Annotated in this window: 17 protein-coding genes; 11 read left to right on the top strand and 6 right to left on the bottom strand. The window is 37.7% G+C overall.

What is annotated here, in order from left to right; translation table 11 throughout:
* Positions 1 to 48: 48 nt before the first annotated feature.
* Complete coding sequence (mscL, locus tag HMPREF2802_RS01715) at positions 49 to 414, bottom strand: large conductance mechanosensitive channel protein MscL (RefSeq protein WP_070502563.1); 366 nt, start codon at positions 412 to 414, stop codon at positions 49 to 51.
* Positions 415 to 628: 214 nt separating this feature from the next.
* On the opposite strand from mscL, the gene HMPREF2802_RS01710 reads away from it, so the two are divergent.
* The 3 genes from HMPREF2802_RS01710 to menI all read left to right on the top strand — a co-directional run bounded on the left by HMPREF2802_RS01710 (position 629) and on the right by menI (position 6,121).
* The gene (locus HMPREF2802_RS01710; protein ID WP_002472019.1) at positions 629 to 2,272 is read left to right on the top strand and encodes a BCCT family transporter; all 1,644 of its coding nucleotides are present in this window, start codon (positions 629 to 631) and stop codon (positions 2,270 to 2,272) included.
* 518 nt (positions 2,273 to 2,790) lie between these two features.
* On the top strand, positions 2,791 to 5,496 hold the full coding sequence (gene acnA / locus HMPREF2802_RS01705; protein ID WP_070502562.1) for an aconitate hydratase AcnA: 2,706 nt from the start codon (positions 2,791 to 2,793) through the stop codon (positions 5,494 to 5,496).
* A gap of 157 nt (positions 5,497 to 5,653) precedes the next feature.
* Positions 5,654 to 6,121: a 1,4-dihydroxy-2-naphthoyl-CoA hydrolase MenI gene (menI, locus tag HMPREF2802_RS01700; RefSeq protein ID WP_070502561.1), complete on the top strand. Its 468-nt coding sequence runs from the start codon at positions 5,654 to 5,656 to the stop codon at positions 6,119 to 6,121.
* Positions 6,122 to 6,599: 478 nt separating this feature from the next.
* Here the strand turns inward: menI and HMPREF2802_RS01695 are convergent, their stop codons facing one another.
* Positions 6,600 to 6,896: a HesB/YadR/YfhF family protein gene (locus HMPREF2802_RS01695; protein WP_070502560.1), complete on the bottom strand. Its 297-nt coding sequence runs from the start codon at positions 6,894 to 6,896 to the stop codon at positions 6,600 to 6,602.
* A 208-nt stretch (positions 6,897 to 7,104) separates the two neighbouring features.
* Entirely contained in the window at positions 7,105 to 7,713 is a 609-nt protein-coding gene (gene plsY, locus HMPREF2802_RS01690) for a glycerol-3-phosphate 1-O-acyltransferase PlsY (RefSeq protein WP_070502559.1), read from the bottom strand.
* A gap of 193 nt (positions 7,714 to 7,906) precedes the next feature.
* Between plsY and parE the strand changes: the two genes are divergently transcribed.
* From parE to mprF, 5 genes are all read left to right on the top strand, one after another.
* Positions 7,907 to 9,907 (top strand): DNA topoisomerase IV subunit B, encoded by a 2,001-nt coding sequence (gene parE / locus HMPREF2802_RS01685; RefSeq protein WP_070502558.1) that lies wholly within the window; start codon positions 7,907 to 7,909, stop codon positions 9,905 to 9,907.
* A complete protein-coding gene (gene parC / locus HMPREF2802_RS01680; RefSeq protein WP_070502557.1) occupies positions 9,904 to 12,309 on the top strand; it encodes a DNA topoisomerase IV subunit A in 2,406 nt (801 codons plus the stop codon). Before parE ends, parC begins: the two co-directional genes overlap by 4 nt.
* 194 nt (positions 12,310 to 12,503) lie before the next feature.
* Entirely contained in the window at positions 12,504 to 13,964 is a 1,461-nt protein-coding gene (locus tag HMPREF2802_RS01675; RefSeq protein ID WP_049410502.1) for a glutamine transporter AlsT, read from the top strand.
* Positions 13,965 to 14,302: 338 nt separating this feature from the next.
* Positions 14,303 to 15,553, top strand: a complete 1,251-nt coding sequence (locus tag HMPREF2802_RS01670; protein WP_070502556.1) for an AI-2E family transporter — start codon at positions 14,303 to 14,305, stop codon at positions 15,551 to 15,553.
* Between the two features lie 322 nt (positions 15,554 to 15,875).
* Positions 15,876 to 18,404, top strand: coding sequence for a bifunctional lysylphosphatidylglycerol flippase/synthetase MprF (gene mprF, locus HMPREF2802_RS01665; RefSeq protein WP_070502555.1), 2,529 nt, complete (start codon positions 15,876 to 15,878; stop codon positions 18,402 to 18,404).
* A gap of 196 nt (positions 18,405 to 18,600) precedes the next feature.
* Here mprF and msrA read toward each other — a convergent pair whose 3' ends face one another.
* Positions 18,601 to 19,119, bottom strand: a complete 519-nt coding sequence (msrA, locus tag HMPREF2802_RS01660; RefSeq protein ID WP_070502554.1) for a peptide-methionine (S)-S-oxide reductase MsrA — start codon at positions 19,117 to 19,119, stop codon at positions 18,601 to 18,603.
* A gap of 137 nt (positions 19,120 to 19,256) precedes the next feature.
* Here msrA and HMPREF2802_RS01655 point away from each other — a divergent pair, with 137 nt between their 5' ends.
* Positions 19,257 to 20,249 (top strand): LCP family protein, encoded by a 993-nt coding sequence (locus tag HMPREF2802_RS01655; RefSeq protein ID WP_070502553.1) that lies wholly within the window; start codon positions 19,257 to 19,259, stop codon positions 20,247 to 20,249.
* Between the two features lie 140 nt (positions 20,250 to 20,389).
* Here the strand turns inward: HMPREF2802_RS01655 and HMPREF2802_RS01650 are convergent, their stop codons facing one another.
* Positions 20,390 to 20,575: a 2-hydroxymuconate tautomerase gene (locus HMPREF2802_RS01650; RefSeq protein ID WP_002472067.1), complete on the bottom strand. Its 186-nt coding sequence runs from the start codon at positions 20,573 to 20,575 to the stop codon at positions 20,390 to 20,392.
* A 141-nt stretch (positions 20,576 to 20,716) separates the two neighbouring features.
* On the opposite strand from HMPREF2802_RS01650, the gene HMPREF2802_RS01645 reads away from it, so the two are divergent.
* Positions 20,717 to 21,979 carry a Y-family DNA polymerase gene (locus tag HMPREF2802_RS01645; RefSeq protein WP_070502552.1) on the top strand — a complete coding sequence of 421 codons (1,263 nt, stop codon included), beginning with the start codon at positions 20,717 to 20,719 and terminating at the stop codon, positions 21,977 to 21,979.
* A gap of 153 nt (positions 21,980 to 22,132) precedes the next feature.
* On the opposite strand, the gene HMPREF2802_RS01640 is transcribed toward HMPREF2802_RS01645, so the two are convergent.
* Positions 22,133 to 23,224: a prephenate dehydrogenase gene (locus tag HMPREF2802_RS01640; protein ID WP_070502551.1), complete on the bottom strand. Its 1,092-nt coding sequence runs from the start codon at positions 23,222 to 23,224 to the stop codon at positions 22,133 to 22,135.
* 102 nt (positions 23,225 to 23,326) lie between these two features.
* On the opposite strand from HMPREF2802_RS01640, the gene HMPREF2802_RS01635 reads away from it, so the two are divergent.
* Positions 23,327 to 24,367 carry a M42 family metallopeptidase gene (locus tag HMPREF2802_RS01635; RefSeq protein WP_070502550.1) on the top strand — a complete coding sequence of 347 codons (1,041 nt, stop codon included), beginning with the start codon at positions 23,327 to 23,329 and terminating at the stop codon, positions 24,365 to 24,367.
* Positions 24,368 to 24,511: the final 144 nt, after the last annotated feature.

The following is a 24,511-nucleotide window of genomic DNA, read 5'->3' as shown; positions in this document are numbered from 1 at the left end:
ATTTACTTCGACCCATAGTGTATTCAAGATTATAACTGCTTCGTTGTTTTAAATATCTTTCTTTTCGCGAAGTAAATCACGAATTTCAGTTAATAGTACTGTATTCGCCTCTATTTCTTCTTCCTCTTCTTCTTCTTTACGCATTAATGTATTAGCGATTTTAACGAAAATAAATAATGCGAAAGCAATGATTAAGAAGTCAATAACTGATTGGACAAACATACCGTATTTAATACCCATAAACGACCAGCTTTTCGCAAAGTCTACTGTTCCAAAAATAAGTCCGATTAAAGGCATGATAATGTACGTAACTAGCGCTGTGACAATCTTATTGAAAGCTGCACCCATAACTACAGCTACAGCGAGATCTAGTACATTTCCTTTGAAGGCGAACTCTTTAAATTCCTTTAACATGCTTAATTACCTCCAACTAAAAAATAGTTTTAATAGTTTTTTAATTATACCTTATAACTCAAAAAAAGGGAATGCTACATAAAAGTAAATTTGATTAGATTGTGGAGTTTTGTTATTCTATATGGTAGCTTATGGAATGGTAGTATTAATTTGTGTCACAAATTAATAAATCTTTTTCGGTTTGACAATTTAATAGGAAGGGGAGTAATTAGTTATGAATTCTTCTAATCAGTACGATAGTAAGAAGAAGATTTCGCCTGTCTTTATATACAGTGCAATAATCGTTGCTATCGTCGTTATATTAGGTGCCGTTTTCCCTGCGAAATTCGGTGAAGTAACGGACACGATTAAGCTATGGATTACTGACAAATTAGGTTGGTATTACTTAATCTTAACAACGATTATTGTATTCTTCTGTATCTTCTTAATCTTTAGTCCTATCGGTAAGTTGAAACTCGGTAAACCTAATGACAAACCTGAATTTAATACAATTTCATGGTTTGCGATGTTATTCAGTGCCGGTATGGGAATTGGTTTAGTATTCTATGGTGCAGCTGAGCCAATGGGTCACTTTATGTCACCACCAACAGCTGACAAAGGATCCCCTGCTGCATATACTGAATCATTACGTGCAACATTCTTCCACTGGGGCTTCCATGCTTGGGCTATTTATGGTGTAGTTGCTTTAGCACTAGCATATGCTCAATTTAGAAAAGGCGAACCTGGTCTTATCTCAAGAACACTTCGCCCACTCTTAGGTAATAAAGTTGAAGGTCCAATCGGAATTATTGTTGACGTACTTGCAGTCTTTGCAACTCTCGTTGGTGTTGCCGTATCTCTTGGTATGGGTGCGCTTCAAATCAACGGTGGTTTACATTACTTATTCGGAGTACCTAATAATGAATGGGTACAAGCGATTATTATCGTTGTAGTTACAATCCTATTCATTGCAAGTGCTTGGTCAGGTTTAAGTAAAGGTATCCAATACCTTAGTAACTTAAACATTAGTCTAGGTGCAATCTTGATGGTTGCAGTGCTTATTATTGGACCAACAGTGCTTATTCTTAACTTCATGACTAGCTCTATAGGTCACTTATTTAATTCATTCTTACTCAATACATTTGACTCAGCTCCATTAAATGGACAAAAACGTGAGTGGATGACAACTTGGACATTCTACTACTGGGGCTGGTGGTTAAGCTGGAGTCCATTCGTTGGTATCTTTATCGCACGTGTTTCTAAGGGACGTTCAATCAGAGAATTTATCGCGGGTGTATTACTCGTTCCAGCATTAGTAAGTTTCGTATGGTTCAGTGTCTTTGGTGTACTAGGTATTGAAACTGGTAAATCTCATAAACAATTATTTGAAATGAGTCCAGAAACTCAATTATTTGGTGTGTTCCACCATGTACCAATGGGTATGGCTTTATCCATTATTGCATTAGTATTGATCGGCTCATTCTTCATTACTTCAGCCGACTCAGCAACGTTCGTACTTGGTATGCAAACATCATTCGGTACATTAGAACCACGTAATACCATCAAGGTATCCTGGGGTATTGCACAAGCCCTTATCGCCTTCATTCTGCTATTAGCAGGCGGTGGCGATGGATCACAAGCATTAAACGCTATCCAAAGTGCGGCGATTATTAGTGCCTTACCGTTCTCTATAGTGGTTATACTGATGATGATTTCATTCTACAAAGACGCAAACCAAGAACGTAAATTCTTAGGCTTAACATTGACGCCTAATAAACATCGTCTTCAAGAATATGTTCAATATCAACAACAGGACTATGAAGATGATATTCTCGAAAAAAGAGAAGCACGTCGAAATGCCGAAAAACAAAATAAATAATTTGAGGCACTTAACGGGAGTTACTATCACGTAGCTCCCGTTATTTTTAACAGTTTTAAAGTATTTTTCTTAGTACATAGTTTGTCAGCGTATTAATGTACTCCTACAACTCCACTGTCTCTACTTTCTTTCTAACAATTTGGCAGAAATCGCCATCCAAATCATACTTTTTAAGCATTAAAAATAAACGCACATTATAATTATTCTAATCTGTCTCCCACACATAAACTTCCCGAAATAATGGCTCATATATACGACCTAAATTCAATCCCATGAAAATAGAATTTTACTCACCCAAACGAAAAACTAAAAACAAAACAAGATAAGTGATAATGATTCTCAATTGATAAAAATAACTTATGATAGAGCTATTTTATGATAAGGAAAAGTTATACATACTGATTGTAAAATCAAAAGGTAAACTAGGCTATTTCTAGCTTTAGACAGTTGTATTCATGAATATATAATTATACAATTTAGTTAAGGCATATAAAAATTAAGGTTCAGGGGGGATAAATATGGCTTCAAATATGAAAGAGCAAGCGAAAAAGACGTTTGATCTTAACGGTAAATCATATACTTACTATGATTTAAGTACTTTAGAAGACCAAGGTTTAACTAAAGTATCTAAATTGCCATATTCAATCAGAGTATTATTAGAATCAGTATTAAGACAAGAAGATGGTCATGTCATTACTGACGAACACATTAAATCTTTAGCAGAGTTTACTCAAGGTGCTAAAGGTGAAGTTCCTTTCAAACCATCACGTGTTATCTTACAAGACTTCACTGGTGTACCAGCAGTAGTAGACTTAGCATCATTACGTAAAGCTATGAATGATGTAGGCGGGGATTTAAACAAGATCAATCCAGAAGTGCCAGTTGATTTAGTTATCGACCACTCTGTACAAGTTGATAGCTATGCAAATCCTGATGCACTAGAACGAAATATGAAATTAGAATTCGAACGTAACTATGAACGTTACCAATTCTTAAACTGGGCAACTAAAGCTTTCGATAACTATAAAGCTGTACCACCTGCAACAGGTATCGTACACCAAGTTAACTTAGAGTACTTAGCTAATGTTGTTCACGTACGTGAAGATGACAATGGTGACGAAGTTGCATTCCCAGATACACTAGTAGGTACTGACTCTCATACTACTATGATCAACGGTCTCGGTGTATTAGGCTGGGGTGTTGGTGGTATCGAAGCTGAAGCAGGTATGTTAGGTCAACCATCATACTTCCCAATTCCAGAAGTAATTGGTGTTAAATTAACTAACGAATTACCACAAGGTTCTACAGCTACTGACTTAGCTTTACGTGTAACTCAAGAGTTACGTAAAAAAGGCGTAGTTGGTAAATTTATCGAATTCTATGGTCCAGGTGTAGTTAACTTACCATTAGCTGACCGTGCAACTATCGCTAACATGGCGCCAGAATATGGTGCAACTTGTGGTTTCTTCCCAGTAGACGAAGAATCACTTAAATACATGAAATTAACAGGTCGTTCAGACGAGCATGTTGCTTTAGTTAAGAAATATTTACAAGAAAACAGCTTATTCTTCGATGTAGACAAAGAAGAGCCAGAATACACTGATGTCATCGAAATTGATTTATCAACTGTCGAAGCATCATTATCTGGTCCTAAACGTCCTCAAGACTTAATCTTCTTAAGTGACATGAAGAAAGAATTCGAAGACTCTGTTACTGCTCCAGCAGGTAACCAAGGTCACGGTTTAGATAAGAGTGAATTTGACAAAGAAGCAACAATTAACTTTGAAGATGGCTCTACTGCGAAGATGAAGACTGGTGATATTGCTATCGCAGCGATCACTTCTTGTACGAACACTTCAAACCCTTACGTAATGTTAGGTGCAGGTTTAGTTGCTAAAAAAGCTGTTGAAAAAGGCTTGAAAGTACCTGAATTCGTTAAAACATCATTAGCGCCAGGTTCTAAAGTTGTTACAGGTTACTTACGTGACGCTGGTCTTCAAGATTACCTAGATGACCTAGGCTTTAACCTTGTAGGTTATGGTTGTACAACTTGTATCGGTAACTCAGGTCCATTATTACCTGAAATCGAAAAAGCAGTTGCTGAAGAAGATTTACTCGTAACTTCAGTATTATCAGGTAACCGTAACTTCGAAGGTCGTATCCATCCATTAGTTAAAGCGAACTACCTAGCTTCTCCACAACTTGTAGTAGCTTACGCTTTAGCTGGTACAGTAGATATCGACTTACAAAATGAACCACTTGGTAAAGGTAAAGATGGTCAAGATGTTTACCTTAAAGACATTTGGCCTTCAATCAAAGAAGTTGCTGACACTGTAGACAGTGTTGTAACTCCTGAGCTATTCAAAGAAGAATATGAGTCTGTATATAACAACAATGAAATGTGGAATGAAATCGATGTTACTGATAAACCATTATATGACTTCGATCCTAATTCTACTTACATTCAAAACCCATCATTCTTCCAAGGCTTATCTAAAGAACCAGATAGCATTAAACCATTAACAGGTATGCGCGTACTTGGTAAATTTGGAGATTCAGTAACTACTGACCACATTTCTCCAGCAGGTGCGATCGGTAAAGATACGCCAGCAGGTAAGTACTTACTTGAACATGATGTTCCTGTACGTAACTTCAACTCTTACGGTTCACGTCGTGGTAACCACGAAGCAATGGTACGTGGTACTTTCGCGAATATCCGTATCAAGAACCAATTAGCGCCAGGTACTGAAGGTGGCTTCACTACTTATTGGCCAACTGACGAAGTAATGTCTATTTATGATGCAGCTCAAAAATACAAAGCAGACAACACAGGTTTAGTTGTACTTGCTGGTAATGACTACGGTATGGGCTCATCACGTGACTGGGCAGCTAAAGGTACAAACCTTTTAGGTGTTAAAACAGTTATCGCTCAAAGTTACGAACGTATCCACCGTTCTAACTTAGTTATGATGGGTGTACTCCCATTACAATTCCAAGACGGTGAATCTGCAGATAGCTTAGGTCTTGATGGTTCTGAAACATTCTCAGTTGATATTAACGAAGATGTTAAACCACATGACTTAATCGATGTTAAAGCAACTAAAGAAGATGGAACTGAAGTTGACTTTAAAGCTATCGCTCGTTTCGACTCTAATGTTGAAATGGATTACTACCGTAATGGCGGTATCTTACAACTTGTATTACGTGATAAACTTGCTCAATAATAATGAGTTTTGGACTGGGACTTTCGGGTTCCAGTCTTTTTTTATGTAGAGTAAAGCGACGCAAGGAAATATTACAGTTTAAAAATTTCTATTCTGTCATAAGCGTATGTTAAAATTTTCATTAGACTAAAAGTGAGTGAAATGAGGAAGTACTAAAATGATTTATAGTATTACTGAAATTCAAGCAAGATATCAAGAAACCGACCAAATGGGTGTTATTTATCACGGAAATTATCCTACTTGGTTTGAAGTAGCACGAACGGATTACATTAATAAATTAGGATTTAGTTATAAAGACATGGAAGATAACGGTGTTATTTCTCCAGTTACTGAGCTTGATATTAAATACATTAAGTCCGTTACATATCCTGAAAAAGTTAAAATTAAAACGTGGGTCGAAAGATATTCTCGACTCAAGTCTATTTATTGTTATGAAGTATATAATCAAGCTGGAGAGCTAGCAACTACAGGCTCTACAACTCTTACTTGCATCCGTAAAGATACTTATAAACCTATCCGTTTAGATCGCACTTTCCCAGAATGGCACGAAGTATATCGTAAGGTAGCAGGTCTCAACAAAGAAGGCGTGGATTACGAGGTTACAAACGGTGTTGAAGAGTTATAAGTTTAAAAAAGCGCTATGACAAAAAGGAGAAATCCTAAATGTCATAGCGTTAGTTATGTCAGTTTATTTGGTTTGATTTGAACGCATTAAGTAATAAACAATGTGCCTGAGTTCAAATTCTTCATTTAAGTTGACTGTACTGCGTAACAAGCGAATGCTAGCTTGTGCATTAGCCCAATTTGACGCTATATACTACGTTAAGTGTAGCTAAGTAGATCATACCTAATAGATTCTAATATAAGCTAGCACACGCACACCTGAGCAGACTGTGAAGTTAATGTAAGAAGTTTTATAACCAGTGTAAGCCTGTATTTCACTTGTGTACATTAATCTCGTGTTCGCACGAACTTTTCAATAGTGTTAGATTTCTCAATCACCTATAGTGAGCTCCTTCACTCACACCAGACATTTCCTACTCATCAATCTATGTTGTCAGGAACACTCTCTGCTGTTCAACTTACGCAAAGATTAACTTGAGTTACGTTTCTTCACTGTACGCAATTTCGTCGTGCTCACCTACATCAATTTTCAAATGGTGACCTTCGTAGTACCAAACGTCTTTATCTGCGATAACGATATTTAAACCGTTATAATTCTCCTCGTAACCAACATCTATATCATCTTTTTTACTTACAGTGAAAGCGGGGCCGAACCCTTGCTTAAGCTCAAACGAACCTCCGTAACGAACGAAGAATTGTACGACTTTATTATCTTCGGGTAATTCTAATTCGTCTTTAAACCATTCTATTGCTTCTTGAGTTAGTTCTATCTTCATCATCTGTCACTCCTTTATACATACTCGCTCACATCATTGAGTTGAGTATTTTAAAAGTATAACATCTAGTGTAGCAAAGAACTCTATTTCAGACTAATCAGAATATTTTATCGTAAATGATAACTCACTATTTTACTCTTCAAGTATAAAGCCATAGAAGTCCTCATCATTTCCACTCCTATGGCTTATCATGTCATCCCTATTAACTTTACATCCATTTAATCTTAGGTTCTTCACCTTTAATAATACGTACGATATTTGTACGATGTCTTATAATCAGTATAATTCCAACGACGATGCTCATACCAAGTAAGATGTAATTTCCGATGAAGATAGCACCGATAATACAACAAATTGCAGCGATAATACTTGATAATGACACGTATTTAGTTAAGTACAGAATAAAGAAGAAGATAATTGCGAGTGTTAGCAAGAGAATTGGGTGAGTTCCAAGTACTACACCAGCACTCGTCGCAACAGCTTTACCTCCACGGAAACCAAGATAGATCGGATAGACGTGTCCAATGATTGAGAAGACGCCTACAATTAAACCGTTCGTAAAGAATTCACTAATCGGGCCTGAACTATGTACAGGTAGCCATAAAGGTAAGAATACAACAATAAATCCTTTGAATATATCTAGAAAAGTAACGACAAAGCCGGCCGGTTTACCGAGAACTCTGAAACTATTCGTCGCTCCAGTATTCCCACTACCATATTGTCTAATATCTTTTTTGAAAAATAATTTGCCGATGACGAGCCCGCTTGGAATAGCACCAATCAAGTAGCTCAGTATCAATATGATTACTATCATCATTTTACAATCACAACCTTTAATGACGTTAGGATTATTTTATCATAGATAACGTAGGTGCGACGAATAAATTTTTAGATAAGCGGCTTTTACACTCTAAATATTGTTTTGACGCTTGCATTTTGCGTAAATTTATATAAGAATAACTATTGTATAGTTTAAAAAACGAACGTACGTTTGTAGGAGGGCGAAACGATTGGTTAAGAATAATAGCAACACTTATTCGGACGATTCCATTCAGGTACTTGAAGGGTTAGAGGCCGTAAGAAAGAGACCTGGTATGTACATAGGTTCTACCGATAAACGTGGGTTACATCACTTAGTCTACGAAGTTGTCGACAACTCAGTGGATGAGGTATTAAATGGTTATGGCGACCAAATCAAAGTCACAATCAATAAAGACGACAGTGTCTCCATAGAAGACAACGGTCGTGGTATGCCTACTGGAATTCACGCTTCTGGTAAACCGACAGTTGAGGTTATTTTTACCGTCTTACACGCCGGAGGTAAATTCGGCCAAGGTGGCTACAAGACTTCTGGTGGTTTACATGGGGTAGGTGCCTCAGTAGTGAATGCTTTAAGTGAATGGTTAGAAGTAGAAATCTACCGTGACGGTCAAATTTACCGTCAGACTTTCAGTAATGGTGGCTTGCCTACAAGCGGTCTAGAGAAGATGGGTAAGACGCGTAAGACAGGAACGAAAGTCACATTCAAACCAGACCCTCAAATATTTAAATCAGCCACTACATTTAACTTTGAGACGTTAAGCGAACGTCTACAAGAATCTGCGTTTCTACTCAAAGATCTCCGAATAGAACTGAAAGATTTACGTCAAGGTAAAGAACGTGAAGAAGTTTATCATTATGAAGAAGGAATTAAAGAGTTCGTAAGTTATGTCAATGAAGGTAAGGAAGTCCTCCATGATGTGACGATGTTCACAGGAGAAGCGAACAACATCGAGGTTGATATTGCCTTTCAATATAATGATCAATATTCTGAAAGTATCTTAAGTTTCGTTAACAATGTACGCACGAAAGATGGCGGTACTCATGAAGTTGGGTTTAAGACTGCGATGACACGTATGTTTAATGATTATGCCCGCCGTATTAATGAGTTGAAAGACAAAGATAAGAACCTTGAAGGTAATGATATTCGTGAAGGTTTAACCGCTATCATTTCAGTACGTATTCCTGAAGAATTACTTCAGTTTGAAGGTCAAACGAAATCGAAGTTAGGTACACCTGAGGCACGTGGTGCAGTAGAATCTGTTGTTTCAGACAAACTGCCATACTATTTAGAAGAGAAAGGACAACTTTCTAAATCATTAGTAAAGAAAGCGATTAAAGCACAACAAGCTCGTATCGCGGCACGTAAAGCACGTGAGGATGCACGGTCAGGTAAGAAGAATAAACGTAAAGATACTTTATTATCAGGTAAATTAACGCCTGCACAAAGTAAGAATGTAGATAAGAATGAGCTCTATTTAGTTGAGGGTGACTCAGCAGGGGGTTCTGCTAAGTTAGGTAGAGATCGTAAATTCCAAGCGATCTTACCGTTGCGTGGTAAAGTAATCAATACTGAGAAAGCACGTTTAGAAGATATTTTTAAAAATGAAGAAATCAATACGATTATTCATACGATAGGTGCAGGTGTAGGAACTGAGTTTAAACTTGAAGATAGTAATTACAGCCGTGTTATCATCATGACCGACGCAGATACGGATGGTGCTCACATCCAAGTATTATTGCTCACGTTCTTCTTTAAATACATGAAACCACTCGTGCAAGCAGGCAGAGTATTCATTGCGTTACCACCTCTGTATAAATTAGAAAAAGGTAAAGGTAAGCAGCAAAAGGTTGAATACGCTTGGACTGACGAAGAGCTTGAGAAGCTTCAGAAAAAGCTCGGTAAAGGCTTTAGCTTGCAACGTTATAAAGGTTTAGGTGAAATGAACCCGGAACAATTATGGGAAACGACGATGAATCCTGAGACACGTACATTGATTCGCGTGCAAGTAGATGACGAAATCCGTTCTTCAAAACGTGTGACGACATTAATGGGTGATAAAGTTGCGCCACGTCGTGAATGGATCGAGAATCATGTCGAATTTGGTCTGCAAGAAGATCAAAGTATCTTAGACAATAGTGAAATACAAGTATTAGAGCAAGATGACATCGACGAGGAGGATGCGAAGTGAGTGAGATAATTCAAGATCTTTCACTTGAAGATGTAATTGGTGATCGCTTTGGTCGTTATAGTAAATACATTATTCAAGAGCGTGCGTTACCAGACGTGCGTGATGGTTTGAAACCAGTACAACGCCGTATTTTATATGCGATGTATTCTAGTGGAAATACGTATGACAAGAACTTCCGTAAGAGTGCTAAATCGGTCGGTGACGTTATTGGACAATACCATCCGCATGGGGATACGTCTGTTTATGATGCAATGGTCCGCTTGAGTCAAGAGTGGAAGTTGCGCCATGTGTTGATCGAGATGCATGGTAATAATGGTAGTATTGACAACGATCCTCCTGCAGCGATGCGTTACACAGAGGCAAAGTTGAGTAAGCTATCTGAACAGTTATTGCGTGATATCAATAAAGAAACAGTGCCTTTCATGCCTAACTACGACGATACGACGACTGAGCCTATGGTATTGCCAGCACGTTTGCCTAATCTATTAATCAACGGAAGCACGGGGATTTCTGCAGGTTATGCGACAGACATTCCTACGCACAATTTGGGCGAAGTCATCCAAGCGACGTTGAAATATATTGATAATCCGGATATTACTGTGAGTCAATTGATGAAATATATCAAAGGTCCAGACTTTCCAACAGGCGGAATTATTCAAGGTATTGAAGGTATTAAGAAAGCTTATCAAACTGGTAAGGGTAAAATTGTTGTCCGCTCTAAGGTTGATACTGAGAGTTTACGTAATGGTCGTAAAGAACTTGTCGTGACTGAGATTCCTTACGAAGTGAATAAGAGTGCTTTAGTTAAAAAAATCGACGAATTACGTGCTGATAAAAAAGTTGACGGTATTGTAGAAGTACGAGACGAAACGGACCGTACGGGTCTAAGAATTGCGATCGAATTGAAGAAAGATATTAATAGTGAAGCAGTGCTTAACTACTTATTTAAAAATACAGATCTTCAAATTTCGTATAATTTTAACATGGTAGCGATTAGTGAAGGCCGCCCGAAATTGATGGGGCTACGTGAAATTATCAACAGTTACCTTAATCACCAGATTGAAGTTGTGACGAACCGTACACGTTATGACTTAAAACATGCGGAAGATCGTATGCATATCGTAGAAGGTTTGATGAAAGCTCTGTCTATTCTCGATGAAGTGATTCAATTGATTCGTAATTCTAAAAATAAACGAGATGCGAAAGATAATTTAGTTGCTGAATTTGATTTTACAGAAGCTCAAGCTGAAGCGATTGTGACACTTCAACTCTACCGTCTAACGAATACGGATATCGTGCAATTGGAAGATGAGCATAGTGAATTGAAACAGACCATTGAGCAGTTACGTCATATTCTCGATAATCATGACGCACTTCTTGCAGTGATTAAAGATGAATTAAGTGCGATACGTAAAGAATTTAAAGAGCCGCGTCGCTCAAGTATTGAAGCGGAAATTGCCGAACTTAAGATCGACAAAGAGGTTATGGTACCAAGCGAGAATGTAGTCGTAAGTATGACGCGCGATGGTTACATTAAACGTACGTCTTTACGTAGCTTTAACGCGAGTGGTGTGGAAGAAGTAGGAGTGAAAGAAGGCGACGGTCTACTCAAATACTTAGAGGTTAATACGCTTGATACCGTACTCGTCTTCACCAACAAAGGACGTTATCTCTACATTCCAGTATACAAATTAGCTGACATTAAATGGAAAGAGCTTGGTAAGCACATTTCTCAAATTGTAGCAATTGATCACGATGAAAGTGTCATCGATGTGTATTGCGAGCGAGACTTTAAGCCAGATGGCCATTATATTCTTGCTACTCGTAACGGTATGATTAAGAAAAGTAATGTTTCCATGTTTAAAACTGCACGTTATAGCAAGCCGCTCGTAGCCATGAAAGTGAAAGAAGGCGACGAACTCATCGATGTTATGCGTGTGACTGAAGCGCCTGAGATGATTACAGTACTAACGCATAAAGGAATGTCGTTAACTTACTCGTCCGATGAGCTCAACGATACGGGACTACGTGCAGCAGGCGTGAAATCGATTAACTTAAAGGATGAAGATTACGTCGTGCTTACGCAAACAGTTAATGAAACGAACACGATATTAATGGCCACTCAGCGTGGAGCTTTGAAACGCATCGGTTATGGTGTGTTACAACATGCGAAACGTGCTCAAAGAGGTATAACATTGCTTAAAGAATTGAAGAAACAACCTCATCGTATTGTCGGTGCAGATGTCATTTCGTCTGATGATGCACAATACACGATTATATCTGAGCGTGCCAGTGAGACAGGTAACGTGAAAGATATTCATCTTTCTGAACAGTACACAAATGGCAGTTTTGTCGTTGATGTGAAAGAGTTTGGTGAAGTTACATCACTGATCATTGAGTAAAAATATTCAAGATATAATAGTCTTTCTTGTCTTATAATGATAAAATGTAATTTAGGTTTAACCATTAGCATATGAGAATAGGTAAGAGATTTATAGTTCGATGAGCTCAGATGATGAGTGATCTTTGCGTTCATACAGTTCTATAAATCTCTTATCGTTTAAAAATTAAATTTACAAGATGAGAGGGATAAGAAGTGAATAACTTTGATAATTACATTCCTGACTGGTTTAAATCATTTGTATCAATTGGTAATGATTTAATCTGGTCACAGTATTTAATCGGCTTACTTATCACTGCCGGAATCTTCTTCACTATTGGATCGAGGTTTGTCCAAATTAGATGGTTCCCGGAAATGTTCCGAGCGCTCGGTGAGAAGCCAGAGACGTTAGATAACGGTAAGAAAGGAATTTCACCTTTCCAAGCCTTTGCGATTAGTGCGGGGTCACGTGTAGGTACAGGTAATATTGCTGGTGTTGCAACTGCGATTGTACTTGGTGGTCCTGGTGCTGTATTCTGGATGTGGCTCATTGCCATGATTGGTGCAGCCAGTGCATTTATTGAGGCGACTTTAGCACAAGTTTATAAAGTGCCAGATAAAGAAGGCGGTTTCCGTGGTGGACCTGCTTATTACATAACGAAAGGCTTAAACCAGAAATGGTTAGGTATTGTCTTTGCAGTATTAATTACGGTAACATTCGCTTTCGTCTTCAATACTGTTCAGTCCAATACTATTGCTGAATCACTCAATACACAATATAGTATCAGTCCTATCGTCACAGGGCTTGTCTTAGCAGTACTTACTGCTGTCATTATCTTTGGTGGGGTACGTAGCATTGCTAAATTATCTTCAGTGATTGTGCCTGTCATGGCTTTGATTTACATCGGTATCGTATTAGTTATCTTAGTTATTAATTACGATCAAATCATTCCGATGTTAGGTACGATTGTTAAAAGTGCTTTCGGTCTAGAACAAGTAACTGGAGGGGCAGTAGGTGCAGCTATCTTACAAGGTGTTAAACGTGGTCTCTTCTCCAACGAAGCAGGTATGGGTTCTGCACCAAATGCAGCCGCAACTGCAGCAGCACCTCACCCAGTGAAACAAGGTCTCATTCAATCTTTAGGTGTATTCTTTGATACGATGCTCGTATGTACATCTACAGCGATTATGATTCTGTTATACTCTGGTTTACGTTTTGGTGAAAAAGCACCTCAAGGTGTTGAAGTGACACAATCTGCATTGAATGAACACTTAGGAAGTGGCGGCGGAATCTTCTTAACAGTCGCTATTACACTATTTGCATTTTCATCATTGGTTGGTAACTATTACTACGGTCAATCTAACATTGAATTCTTATCTAAAAATAAACCATTAATGTTTGTGTTTAGATGTCTTGTTGTCGTGCTCGTCTTTATCGGCGCAGTAGTTAAGACAGAAACAGTATGGAGTACAGCTGATTTATTCATGGGACTCATGGCTGTCGTCAACTTAGTTTCTATCATAGGTCTTTCTAATATTGCTTTCGCAGTGATGAAAGACTATCGTCTACAACGCAAACAAGGTAAGAAACCAATCTTCCGCCCTGAAGAACTTGAAATCAATCTATTTGGTATTGAAAGTTGGGGCATGAATAAGAAGAATAAATCCTTATATTAAGGGTTACATTGAAGGTAAGTATCGCAGAATAGGTTAAATTTATTCTGAAGAACTACCTGATCATAATGGGAGTAAGACGTGAAAATGATAATTTTCTGTCTTACTCCCACATTTTTATATCTCAAACGGGTATGAAGTATAATATTGAATTATATTTACAACACGTTGAGCGACGACAAAGCCTCACTAGTGTAGTCGAGTTAATATCTATGTTCAGATGAGGTGTGTTATGATTATCAAGGTAGAACGACGTTTCACGTTGGTTAAGATGATAGCGTGAAGTGAAGTTGAAATAGTAATGTATGCAAGATTTAAGACATTAAGGTACGGTGAACCACATGGAAAAAGAAACTCATAAACAACATACGCACAAGTCAACGTCACAATCAAAGAAACTCCGACTCTCATTTCCTGAAACACGCTTTATGAAGTTTTTAGGCGGTAAGGATATTATATTTGGTTTAATCTTGCTCATTTTACTCGGTATCGTTATTTTTATTTTTGACCAAATCTCATATATCTTTAAACCGTTTATCATTATTTTTAATACAATTGTTGCACCAATTGTTATTTCATTAATACTGTTCTATTTATTAAATCCGATCGTAAACTTCATGGAGCGTTATCATATTTCACGATTATGGGGCGTTGTGATCATCTTTCTTGTGATTACTGGATTAATAACATTAGCAGTGAATTTATTAATTCCTGTTATTTCTGATCAAATTAAGAGTATGGCGAATAGCTTTCCGCATTATGTCGATCGCGTGAATGCGTTTATTGACAAGTTCTCAAACTATGCGATTATCTCTACTTTTTATGATCAGATTCAAGGTGATTTGGATAAGTTTGCTAATAAACTACCGACGCTCGCTTCAGATTATACAGATGGCTTAGGTTCTAAACTGAAGAACTTTGCGCAAACGTTAGTCAATGTCGGAATCGTCATCGCGACGACACCATTCGTGCTCTTCTTTATGTTGAAAGACGGGCATCGCTTTAAAGAATTTACAACTGGTATTGTGCCACCTAAGTTCAGAAAGGACTTTCATGATTTATTAGAGAAGATGAGCTTACAAGTAGGTTCATACATTCAAGGACAGATGATTGTGTCTTTATGTATCGGTATTCTGCTTTACATTGGTTATCTCATCATTGGCTTAGACTATGCATTAATATTAGCCGCAATAGCCGCAGTGACGAGTGTCGTTCCATACATTGGACCTACCATTGCAATTTCTCCAGCTATCATTATTGCTATTATTACATCGCCAATCATGCTGTTGAAATTAATTGTCGTATGGACGCTGGCTCATTTCTTTGAAGGTCACTTCATTTCACCAAATATTATGGGTAAGACACTCAAGATCCATCCGTTAACGATCATCTTTATCTTACTCTGTGGTGGTCACATACTCGGACCAGTGGGTATCATTCTCGGTATCCCCGGTTATGCGATATTAAAAGTACTCGTATCCCATCTCTATCTATTGTTCAAACGCCGTTATAATAAATACTACGGCGAAGATGCTGGTGAGTATGACTTTAATAGTGAGGAGAAAGAACTTTCTAGACAAGTCAAACGTTAAGTCTAGTGTTCGATAAAGAATAAAGTAAATAACTATGTCATGGACGTTACGTAGGATGTGTGGAGACGCATGCTTGCGTAACGTCTTTTTTGCGGAAATGATACTATGATTATTTCCGAATTCCCCAAATCTCCTCGTTCTACTTCACTGTTTAAAATTATTTATGGTGTACAATACTTACCACAGTATGTCATACAATTCTATACAAAGTGAGTATTTTTTAAGAAATTATAACTATCTTATCTTTTGTGTATCATCTTCAGCTACAATATGCTATATTCTTCATATCTTACTAATTAGACATTAAGAATTGAGGATGACTATGGCACAAGCTTCAAAACAACGTAAAAACAAACTATTTTCTATTCTTAAATTTTGTTTCGCTTTAATCTTATTTATCATAGTAATTTATTCGTTATATAACGAGTTAAAGCATATTGATCCTAAAGACGTCATATTAACTTTTAGTAAGACGGATCGCATGAGCTTAATCACGCTCTTCTTCAGTGGTGGGGCTGCTGTAATCTTACTATCACTGTATGATGTCGCTTTAACTAAGATTCTGAAGTTAAAGATTTCGATTTGGCGTACATTGCGTGTAGGTTATATCATCAATGCCTTTAACGCTTTGATTGGCTTTGGTGGGTTTATTGGAGCAAGCGCACGTTTTCTCGTTTATAAGCAATATACTACGCGTTACAAGGAACTCATACATACCATTTCAATCATTCTTTTATCGATGTTGACCGGTTTAAGCTTACTATCGATACTTGTCGTATGCCATGTTTTTAATGTTTCACATGTATTTACTCCATTTCCGTGGATTCATTGGCTATTGTATCTTGTCGCTTTATTTTTACCGATCTTTGTTATCGTGACTATTATTAAGCCGGTGCAAGGTAATAATAAGTTTGCAGGAATTTATTGTACCATCATTTCGAGCCTCGAATGGATGGCCGCTTCTGGCGTTCTATTCATGGCTATGAAAGTGGTTAATATTGATACGCACTATTCTACTTATATGGGAATATTTATCATCGCATCACTTTCTGGCTTAATCAGTTTTATTCCAGGAGGACTAGGTGCATTTGATCTCGTAATGCTTCTCGGTCTTAAAGCGATTGGTGTAGAAGAAGATAAAATCGTGTTAGCATTGTTGCTTTATCGTTTCGCATATTATTTCTTCCCAGTGCTCGTCGCTTTGATTCTCTCAATCTTCGAGTTTGGTGGATCGGCGAAGAGATATCTTGAAGAATCGGAGCGTTTGATGCCAGCGCGTGAAATCACGGCCTTTCTCATGTCATTCCAGAAAGATGTGAAGCAACGTATTCCTGCTCTATCTATGAGTTTATTGCTGATCTTTACATCTATATTCTTCTTTATTAATAACGTCAATATCATCGATGACGGTTTATACAGTAAAGATCACTCTTTCTATTATATTCTCGTAGCGATTCATACGACCGCTTGTTTATTGATTTTGCTCAATATTTTAGGGGTCTTTGCTTTGTCTAAAAGGGCTATTTTGTTTGAAATCGTCTCGATTATTTTGATTATTGGTGTGACATTTTGGACGTATGCATCTTATATTTCACTGCTATGGTTGATCGTTATTTTAATTTTACTCATCGTTCTTTACCGTAGTGCTTTAGTATTGAAGCGACCATTACGTGTCGGTAAATTAATCGGAAGTATCATCGTCAGTGGACTCGCGCTTTATCTTAATCACGCATGGATTGCGCACTTTTTCTATACATTAGATATGTATCATATTGAGGCGAATACGTCGTTGCTCAGATATTATTTCTGGATTACGCTGTTCTTTGTCATTATAATCGTGGGCGCGATTGTGTGGTATTTTGAACGCAAGACAACTTTGCCTCATGATCAGGAATCACTATCTCAATGTGAAGCGATTATCGATCAGTACGGCGGCCATTATCTCAGCCACTTAATTTACAGTGGTGACAAAGATTTTTATCTATCCGAAGCTGAAGATGCGTTTATCATGTACAAGCAGAAACACAACGCTTATATCGTACTCGGTGATCCTATAGGAAATCCACAGAGCTATTATGCGATGCTTGAGCAGTTCTATAAGCACGCGCACTATCTTGGATATGATGTGATATTCTATCAAGTCACTGATCGCTATTTATCGCTTTATCACAGCTTTGGCAATCAGTTCTTTAAACTCGGTGAAGAGGCAATTATTGATTTAACGCAGTTCACGATGTCAGGTAAAAAGAATCGGGGTCTGCGTGCAACGATGAATAAATTTAAAGATTTGAATATGACTTTTGAAGTGGTAGAACCACCGTTTGATACTGAGTTCGTTAAAGCACTACGACATATCAGTGATGAGTGGTTAGATGGTAGAAAGGAAATGGCGTTCTCAGTAGGTTCGTTTGATGAATTCTATTTATCTCAAGCACCTATTGCGGTGATTAGAAATGCGGAAGAGGAAATCATCGCGTTCTGTAATTTAATGCCGACGTATTACGAAGATACTTTATCCGTCGATCTCATTCGTTGGGGTTCTGAGACCGATTTACCATTAATGGATGTGTTATATTTAAACATCCTGCTTTGGGCGCAAGAACAAGGATATCGACATTTCAATATGGGGATGGCGACGCTCTCCAATGTTGGACAGGCATCGTTTGCATTTACAGGTGAGAAGATTGCGGGACGTGTATTCGAACACTTTAATGGTTTATATCGTTTCCAAGGTTTACGACGTTATAAAGAGAAGTTCAAACCATCATGGAAGCCGAGATTTATCGTTTATCGTAAACATAATTCTTTATGGTTAAGTATGATTCGAGTAGTTAGAGCAATACGTAAGTAGTAAGAAGAGGTTATGACGTTAAGTGTGGGGCGACCCATTTAGTGATAATTTGATAGCTATTAAAGATATTAACTGTTGCTTTGCGCAGTAGCTGTCTGTATTTGAGATAGCTGACGCTGTCTCAAATACGAGTCAGCCTTGCAGGGGGTGAGACGACGAAATCAAATAGATTTCTGTCTCACTCTCTTTTAGCAATTTAGTCGTTCTTATGAGCTTGTTTATAAGCTTCTCTTTCAGCGTGCTGTTGTGCGTAACGCTCAGGATTCTTTTTATAAAACATCTGATGAGACTCATCCGCTTCATAAAATTTAGATGCAGGAAGTAATTTCGTAGCAATTGCTTTATCGCTGTCTATAGTGTGAGCCATATCTTGTAGAAATTGCTCTGCAAGTTGTTGTTGATGTTCATCAGTGTAAAAGATAGCCGTGCGATACTGTGCTCCTCGGTCTTGATACTGTCCTTCAGCATCAGTTGGGTCGATAACTGAGAAGAAGATGGATAGCAGTTTCTCGTAGGAGAAGCGGTCAGCATCGTAAATAATCTTTACTGTTTCCATATGACCGGTATGCCCGCGTTTAATTTCTTGATAGGTAGGATTCTCGACATGTCCACCCATATATCCTGATACGACTTGTTCAATGCCGTCGTGTGTGTCAAAGGGATGTACCATACACCAGAAACACCCTCCAGCAAAATATGCTTCTTGTAAGTTCATATTTATGTCACTCCATTCTCAGTCCTTAGCTGTATTTATTAAGAAATCACTTGATTTTTAATCTCTTTTTATATAACTTAAATATGTGCTAATTATAATATATTGATTCGTAATTTTGAAGATATAAGGTTGGTAATATGGACGAACACAAAAGAAATAATGAAGAACTCAGACGCAGTAGTGATCGACAAACAAAGTCGCTACACCGTAAAAAGAAGAAGAAAAAACTAAGAAAGTTACCATTTATTATACTTGCGCTCGTGATTATTCTTGCAGCGTTTGTTGGATATGCCATTCACGGTTATAATTCCGGAATTAACTATGCAAAGAAACAGGGTAAATCGCTGAAGATGCATAAATTTAATGGCGCAGTTAAAAATGATGGTAAAGCTACAATTATGATTCTTGGTGCCGACAAGGAGCAAGGTGGTATTTCAAGGACGGACTCTATCATGATTGCGCAATATGACTACATTCATAAGAAAATGAAAATTATGTCTGTGATGCGTGATATTTATGCTGATATTCCTGGCAACGGTCAGCACAAAATTAACTCCGCGTATTCTATCGGTGGACCTGAGTTGCTACGTCAGTCATTGAAGAAAAATCTAGATATTGATCCAGAATATTATGCGATACTTGATTTTACCGGCTTTGAGAAAATGATTGATGAATTACAACCGAATGGTGTGCCTATTGATGTTGAAAAGGATATGTCTAAAAATATCGGTGTTTCCCTGAAAAAAGGGCATCATCGTCTTAATGGTAAAGAATTACTCGGTTATGCACGTTTCCGTCATGACGAGGAAGGTGACTTCGGTCGTGTACGTCGTCAACAACAAGTGATGCAAGCGTTGAAGAAAGAGTTAGTAACGCCAAGTACCTTATTCAAGTTACCTAAAGTGGCTGGTATTCTACGTGGTTATTTAAATACGAACATGTCTGATAGTACATTGATTAAGACAGGTACAAACTTTGGTGTGCGTGGGGATCACAATGTGAAGACATTAACGTTACCAGTCAAAGGAAGTTATTCTGATCTGCAAACGCCAGAGGATGGTAGTGCATTGAAGATTGATAAAGAGAAAAACAAAGAAGAAGCGAGAAAGTTCTTAGAAGATAATAAATAGAATAGACGCGTTTCAACTCAAAGTAAGCCCGTAGATGGTCGTTAAGAGCATCTACGGGCTTTTTATACTCTCTTTATGTGCAACTTTAGGGTAAGAGTAGTAAATCGTTTAATCGACAGTATTTACTGACGACAATCTACTTATTCATCTGATTTTCTAACACCAGCAACGCCATAATGTTCTTTCTTCATTTCTTCAATGATGACATGGATGGCTTCTCTATTTGCGCCTGTAGATTTCTCAACTGCATTCGTAACTTCTGTGACTAAGTCTTTAAGTTGTTCGTCTGAACGTCCCTCGATAAGCTTCACATTGATAATTGGCATAGCTTTCAACTCCTTTATCCTTTGTTGTTTCTATTATATCACGCGAGTAGCTGAAAAAATAAATAGAACAAATGTTCTCTAATAACTTGATTAAGAACACGCGTTCGTATATAATAGAATTATTCTGAGGAGGGCAGAATGATGTACGATTATAATCTTTTAGAGGATAGAGATATACTATGTATTGATCAGAAGAGTTTTTTTGCGAGTGTAGCGTGTATTCAAAAAGGGTTAGACCCTATGAAAGTAAAGTTAGCTGTAGTAGCAGACACGAAAAGACAAGGTTCAGTAGTATTAGCGGCGACACCAGAGTTGAAGAAATTAGGAATTAAGACTGGATCTAGATTATTTGAAATACCGCATCGTAACGATATCTATATTATCAATCCTAGTATGCGTAAATACTTGGAAGTTTCTTTAACAATTTCAAAGATTGCATTAAGATATGTGCCTCCAGAAGATTTACATCAATATAGTATCGATGAATTTTTCATGGATGTAACGGACAGTTATTATCGTTTCAACAGTACAGTTCAGTCATTCTGTGAGAGATTGATGAAAGAGATTAAAGAAGAAACACAAATTCACTGCACGATAGGTATAGGTTCGAATATATTATTAAGCAAGATTGCGATGGATGTAGAGGCGAAACACAACCCTAGTAAGATTGCTGAGTGGCGTTATCATGATATTCCAGAGAAACTTTGGCCAATCAAACCACTTAGCGAATTTTGGGGAATCAGTAGACGCACAGAAGCAAAGTTAAATAAACGAGGCATCTTTACGATAGGTGATCTAGCGCGTTATCCATACCGCTATTTGAAGAGAGATTTAGGTGTCATAGGGGTGGATTTACATTTACATGCCAATGGTATTGATCATAGCAAAGTACGAGAGAAGTATAGAGTGACCAATCCATCTATTTGTAAAAGTCAAATTTTAATGCGAGATTATCGTCTCGAAGAAGCAAAGGTTGTCATGAGAGAGTTGATTGAAGATGTAGCAAGCCGTATTCGAGACAGAAAGCAACTGGCTCGTACAATTCACTTTTCATTTGGTTATAGTGATGGTGGCGGCGTGCATAAACAGTACACGCTAGATGATCCAACTAATTTGGAGAAAGATATATATAATGTGGTCAATCATTTTGCGAATCAATTGTGCGATCCTACTGAGTTATATCGTACACTCAGTGTTTCGTTAACCCAGTTTGTGAATGAAAGTGAAAGACAGTTGAGTTTATTTATCGATGAATACGAGAGAAGAAGAAATGAACGTTTAGCGAAGACGATTGATTTTTTGCATCAAAAGTATGGAAAGGGCATCGTCTCAAAAGCTGTGTCTTATACTGAAGCGGGAACGAAGCACGGTCGTTTAGGATTGATGGCAGGGCACAAGATGTAGTTGTAGGGTTAAAGTTTGAAGGAGATAAGAATTAAAAAGTGGAGAGGAAGCCACCACTGCACTTAGAGGCTCCTCTCCGGCAATATAACTAATAATTTAAGCAATATATAGTCACTCATCCGACTGTTTCGGTGGAATGAGAAAACAATTTCTTTATGGAAGGTAAGTGTCAAAATCTTGCAAAGCAACTTTAGCGCGTTCGCGATCGTTCGGCATCTTAAAAGTTAAACATAGGGCACCCATAATATCTTCTCGAACTTCTAAAATTCTAAGGTTACTGATAGAAATATTATGTAAACTGAGAATATAAGTTACTTTACTAATCATTCCAGATTCATCAGGGATATCAACATAAAGATCGTAACCGAGATTTAATGCGCCACGAGTTTGTGCTGGAAGATGATCTCTATATGTCTTTGCTTGTTGAAAGAAGTTATATACTTCTTTAGGATTATTATCTTTAATCAACTGAATGACATCATTGATTTGTGCCTGCCAATCGTGCAAGATGTCGAGAATATGTTGATTATTTGCTTCAACGATATCACGCCACATTTCTGGGCTGCTACTAGCGATACGTGTTAAATCTCGGAAACCACCTGCTGCGAGTTCTTTGATTAAATGAGAAGTTGAGCTATGATTTTCGTTTAGATGAACTAAACTTGACGCTATGATGTGCGGAACATGACTAACCACAGCCGTAATGTAGTCGTGCTCTTCGGCAGTCGATGAGATTATCTTTGCGCGAGTAAATCTCAATAAATGTTCGATATATTGATGTGCTGAGCGATTCTCAGGCAGATGGTGGATGAGTACGTAATATGCATTTTCGAACAAATGTTTTTTCGAATTGAGTACGCCTGTTTTATGACTGCCAGCCATTGGATGTCCACCCACGAGATGGATATCTGCTTCGAGTAATCTACTTTCGTGTGCCATGATACTTGATTTAGTACTTCCAGTATCAGTCACTATCAAAGAAGGTTGAGTATTGTATTGTGGTAACTCACGTAAATATTGGATTGTTTGTTGTACAGGAGTGGCATAAATAATAATATCTGCTTGTTCTACGGCCTCAGCATAGTTGGTGACCATCTCATCGATGATACCTATAGATTGTGCTTTACGTAATTGTTCTTGATCCGCATCATAAGCTGAGATGACGAGATCTTCATGATAGTAGTGGAGATTACTTGCTAAGCTACCTCCGATTAAACCTAGACCTACAAACAAAATTTGAGTCATATCGAGCACTCCTCTATCAAAAGATTCAGAATAGTATTATTGTATAAGAAGAGGTTACAATTAGCAATAAGAATCGCAAAGTAACGAAAGGGGATTTTAACTATGACTGAAAGTGTATTAGAGACGATACGTGAGCTGACAGCGATTCCAAGTCCTTCTGGGAATGCTTACAAAGCGATAGCGTACGTGGACGATATAGCTCAAGAACTTGGGTTTTCTACGCAAATCACTAATAAAGGTGCTTTAATTATTACTGTTGAAGGAGAAGAAACAAAAAGACAACGTTGTATAACTGCCCATGTAGATACATTAGGGGCAATGGTTAAGGAAATTAAAGAAGATGGTCGTCTAGCGTTGTCGCTTATCGGTGGTTACAGCTACAATGCGATTGAAGGTGAATACTGCGAAATCGAGACCCGAAGTGGAGAAACATATTCTGGTACGATTTGCCTTCATGAAACTAGCGTTCACGTGTATCGTGATAATGATCAAATTCCACGTAATCAAGAACACATGGAAGTAAGAATCGATGAAAAGGTAACATCTGAAGAAGAAACAAAACGCTTAGGTATCCAAGTAGGAGATTTCGTGAGTCTCAATCCGAGAACTGAGATAACTCAATCAGGGTTTATTAAGTCACGTCATTTAGATGACAAAGCGAGCGTGGCAATGATAATTGAGTTTCTAAAAAAGATTAGTAATAATGACTTAAAACTTCCTTATACGACGCAATTTTATATTTCTAACAACGAAGAAATCGGTTACGGTGCGAATGCATCAATAGCCCCTGAAATTGAAGAATTGATTGCATTCGATATGGGCGCCCTTGGAGATGGCCAAAGTTCAGATGAATATACCGTTTCCATCTGTGCTAAAGATTCCTCAGGCCCATATCATAAGCATTTAACAGATCAATTAGTATCACTATGTGATCAACAACATATCCCGTATCAAATCGATATCTATCCTTACTATGGCTCAGATGCTTCTGCAGCATTACGTGCAGGTGTTGACGTACGACATGCATTATTTGGGGCAGGTATTGAATCTTCTCATGCGATGGAACGTACGCATATCGATTCACTAAAAGCAACACAAGCGCTATTAGAAGCTTATTGTATGTCATCAATGACAGAAAAATAAAAAAAGTGATTGACAAAAATGTTTCACCCAAGTATGATACTAAGTAATTACTTTTAATAATACTGACTCAGAGATGAAGTAGTGAATGCAGAACGTAGTTTCAGAAAGCTAATGGTAGATGGAAATTAGCACGTCGCATATCAT

The sequence above is a fragment of the Staphylococcus sp. HMSC071G07 genome (genome assembly GCF_001811435.1).
Taxonomy (GTDB): domain Bacteria; phylum Bacillota; class Bacilli; order Staphylococcales; family Staphylococcaceae; genus Staphylococcus; species Staphylococcus pettenkoferi.
The sequence above is the reverse complement of the archived record's forward strand: the minus strand, read 5'-3'. Positions and strand labels throughout refer to the sequence as shown.

What these genes read in the sequence shown, in the direction of transcription:
- HMPREF2802_RS01645 (WP_070502552.1), top strand. Translation starts at nt 20,717, where the DNA reads ATGTACGATTATAATCTTTTAGAGGATAGAGATATACTATGTATTGAT.
- msrA (WP_070502554.1), bottom strand. Translation starts at nt 19,119, where the DNA reads ATGAACTTACAAGAAGCATATTTTGCTGGAGGGTGTTTCTGGTGTATG.
- menI (WP_070502561.1), top strand. Translation starts at nt 5,654, where the DNA reads ATGATTTATAGTATTACTGAAATTCAAGCAAGATATCAAGAAACCGAC.
- HMPREF2802_RS01640 (WP_070502551.1), bottom strand. Translation starts at nt 23,224, where the DNA reads ATGACTCAAATTTTGTTTGTAGGTCTAGGTTTAATCGGAGGTAGCTTA.
- mscL (WP_070502563.1), bottom strand. Translation starts at nt 414, where the DNA reads ATGTTAAAGGAATTTAAAGAGTTCGCCTTCAAAGGAAATGTACTAGAT.
- HMPREF2802_RS01710 (WP_002472019.1), top strand. Translation starts at nt 629, where the DNA reads ATGAATTCTTCTAATCAGTACGATAGTAAGAAGAAGATTTCGCCTGTC.
- HMPREF2802_RS01695 (WP_070502560.1), bottom strand. Translation starts at nt 6,896, where the DNA reads ATGAAGATAGAACTAACTCAAGAAGCAATAGAATGGTTTAAAGACGAA.
- plsY (WP_070502559.1), bottom strand. Translation starts at nt 7,713, where the DNA reads ATGATGATAGTAATCATATTGATACTGAGCTACTTGATTGGTGCTATT.
- HMPREF2802_RS01670 (WP_070502556.1), top strand. Translation starts at nt 14,303, where the DNA reads ATGGAAAAAGAAACTCATAAACAACATACGCACAAGTCAACGTCACAA.
- acnA (WP_070502562.1), top strand. Translation starts at nt 2,791, where the DNA reads ATGGCTTCAAATATGAAAGAGCAAGCGAAAAAGACGTTTGATCTTAAC.
- HMPREF2802_RS01655 (WP_070502553.1), top strand. Translation starts at nt 19,257, where the DNA reads ATGGACGAACACAAAAGAAATAATGAAGAACTCAGACGCAGTAGTGAT.
- HMPREF2802_RS01650 (WP_002472067.1), bottom strand. Translation starts at nt 20,575, where the DNA reads ATGCCAATTATCAATGTGAAGCTTATCGAGGGACGTTCAGACGAACAA.
- HMPREF2802_RS01635 (WP_070502550.1), top strand. Translation starts at nt 23,327, where the DNA reads ATGACTGAAAGTGTATTAGAGACGATACGTGAGCTGACAGCGATTCCA.
- mprF (WP_070502555.1), top strand. Translation starts at nt 15,876, where the DNA reads ATGGCACAAGCTTCAAAACAACGTAAAAACAAACTATTTTCTATTCTT.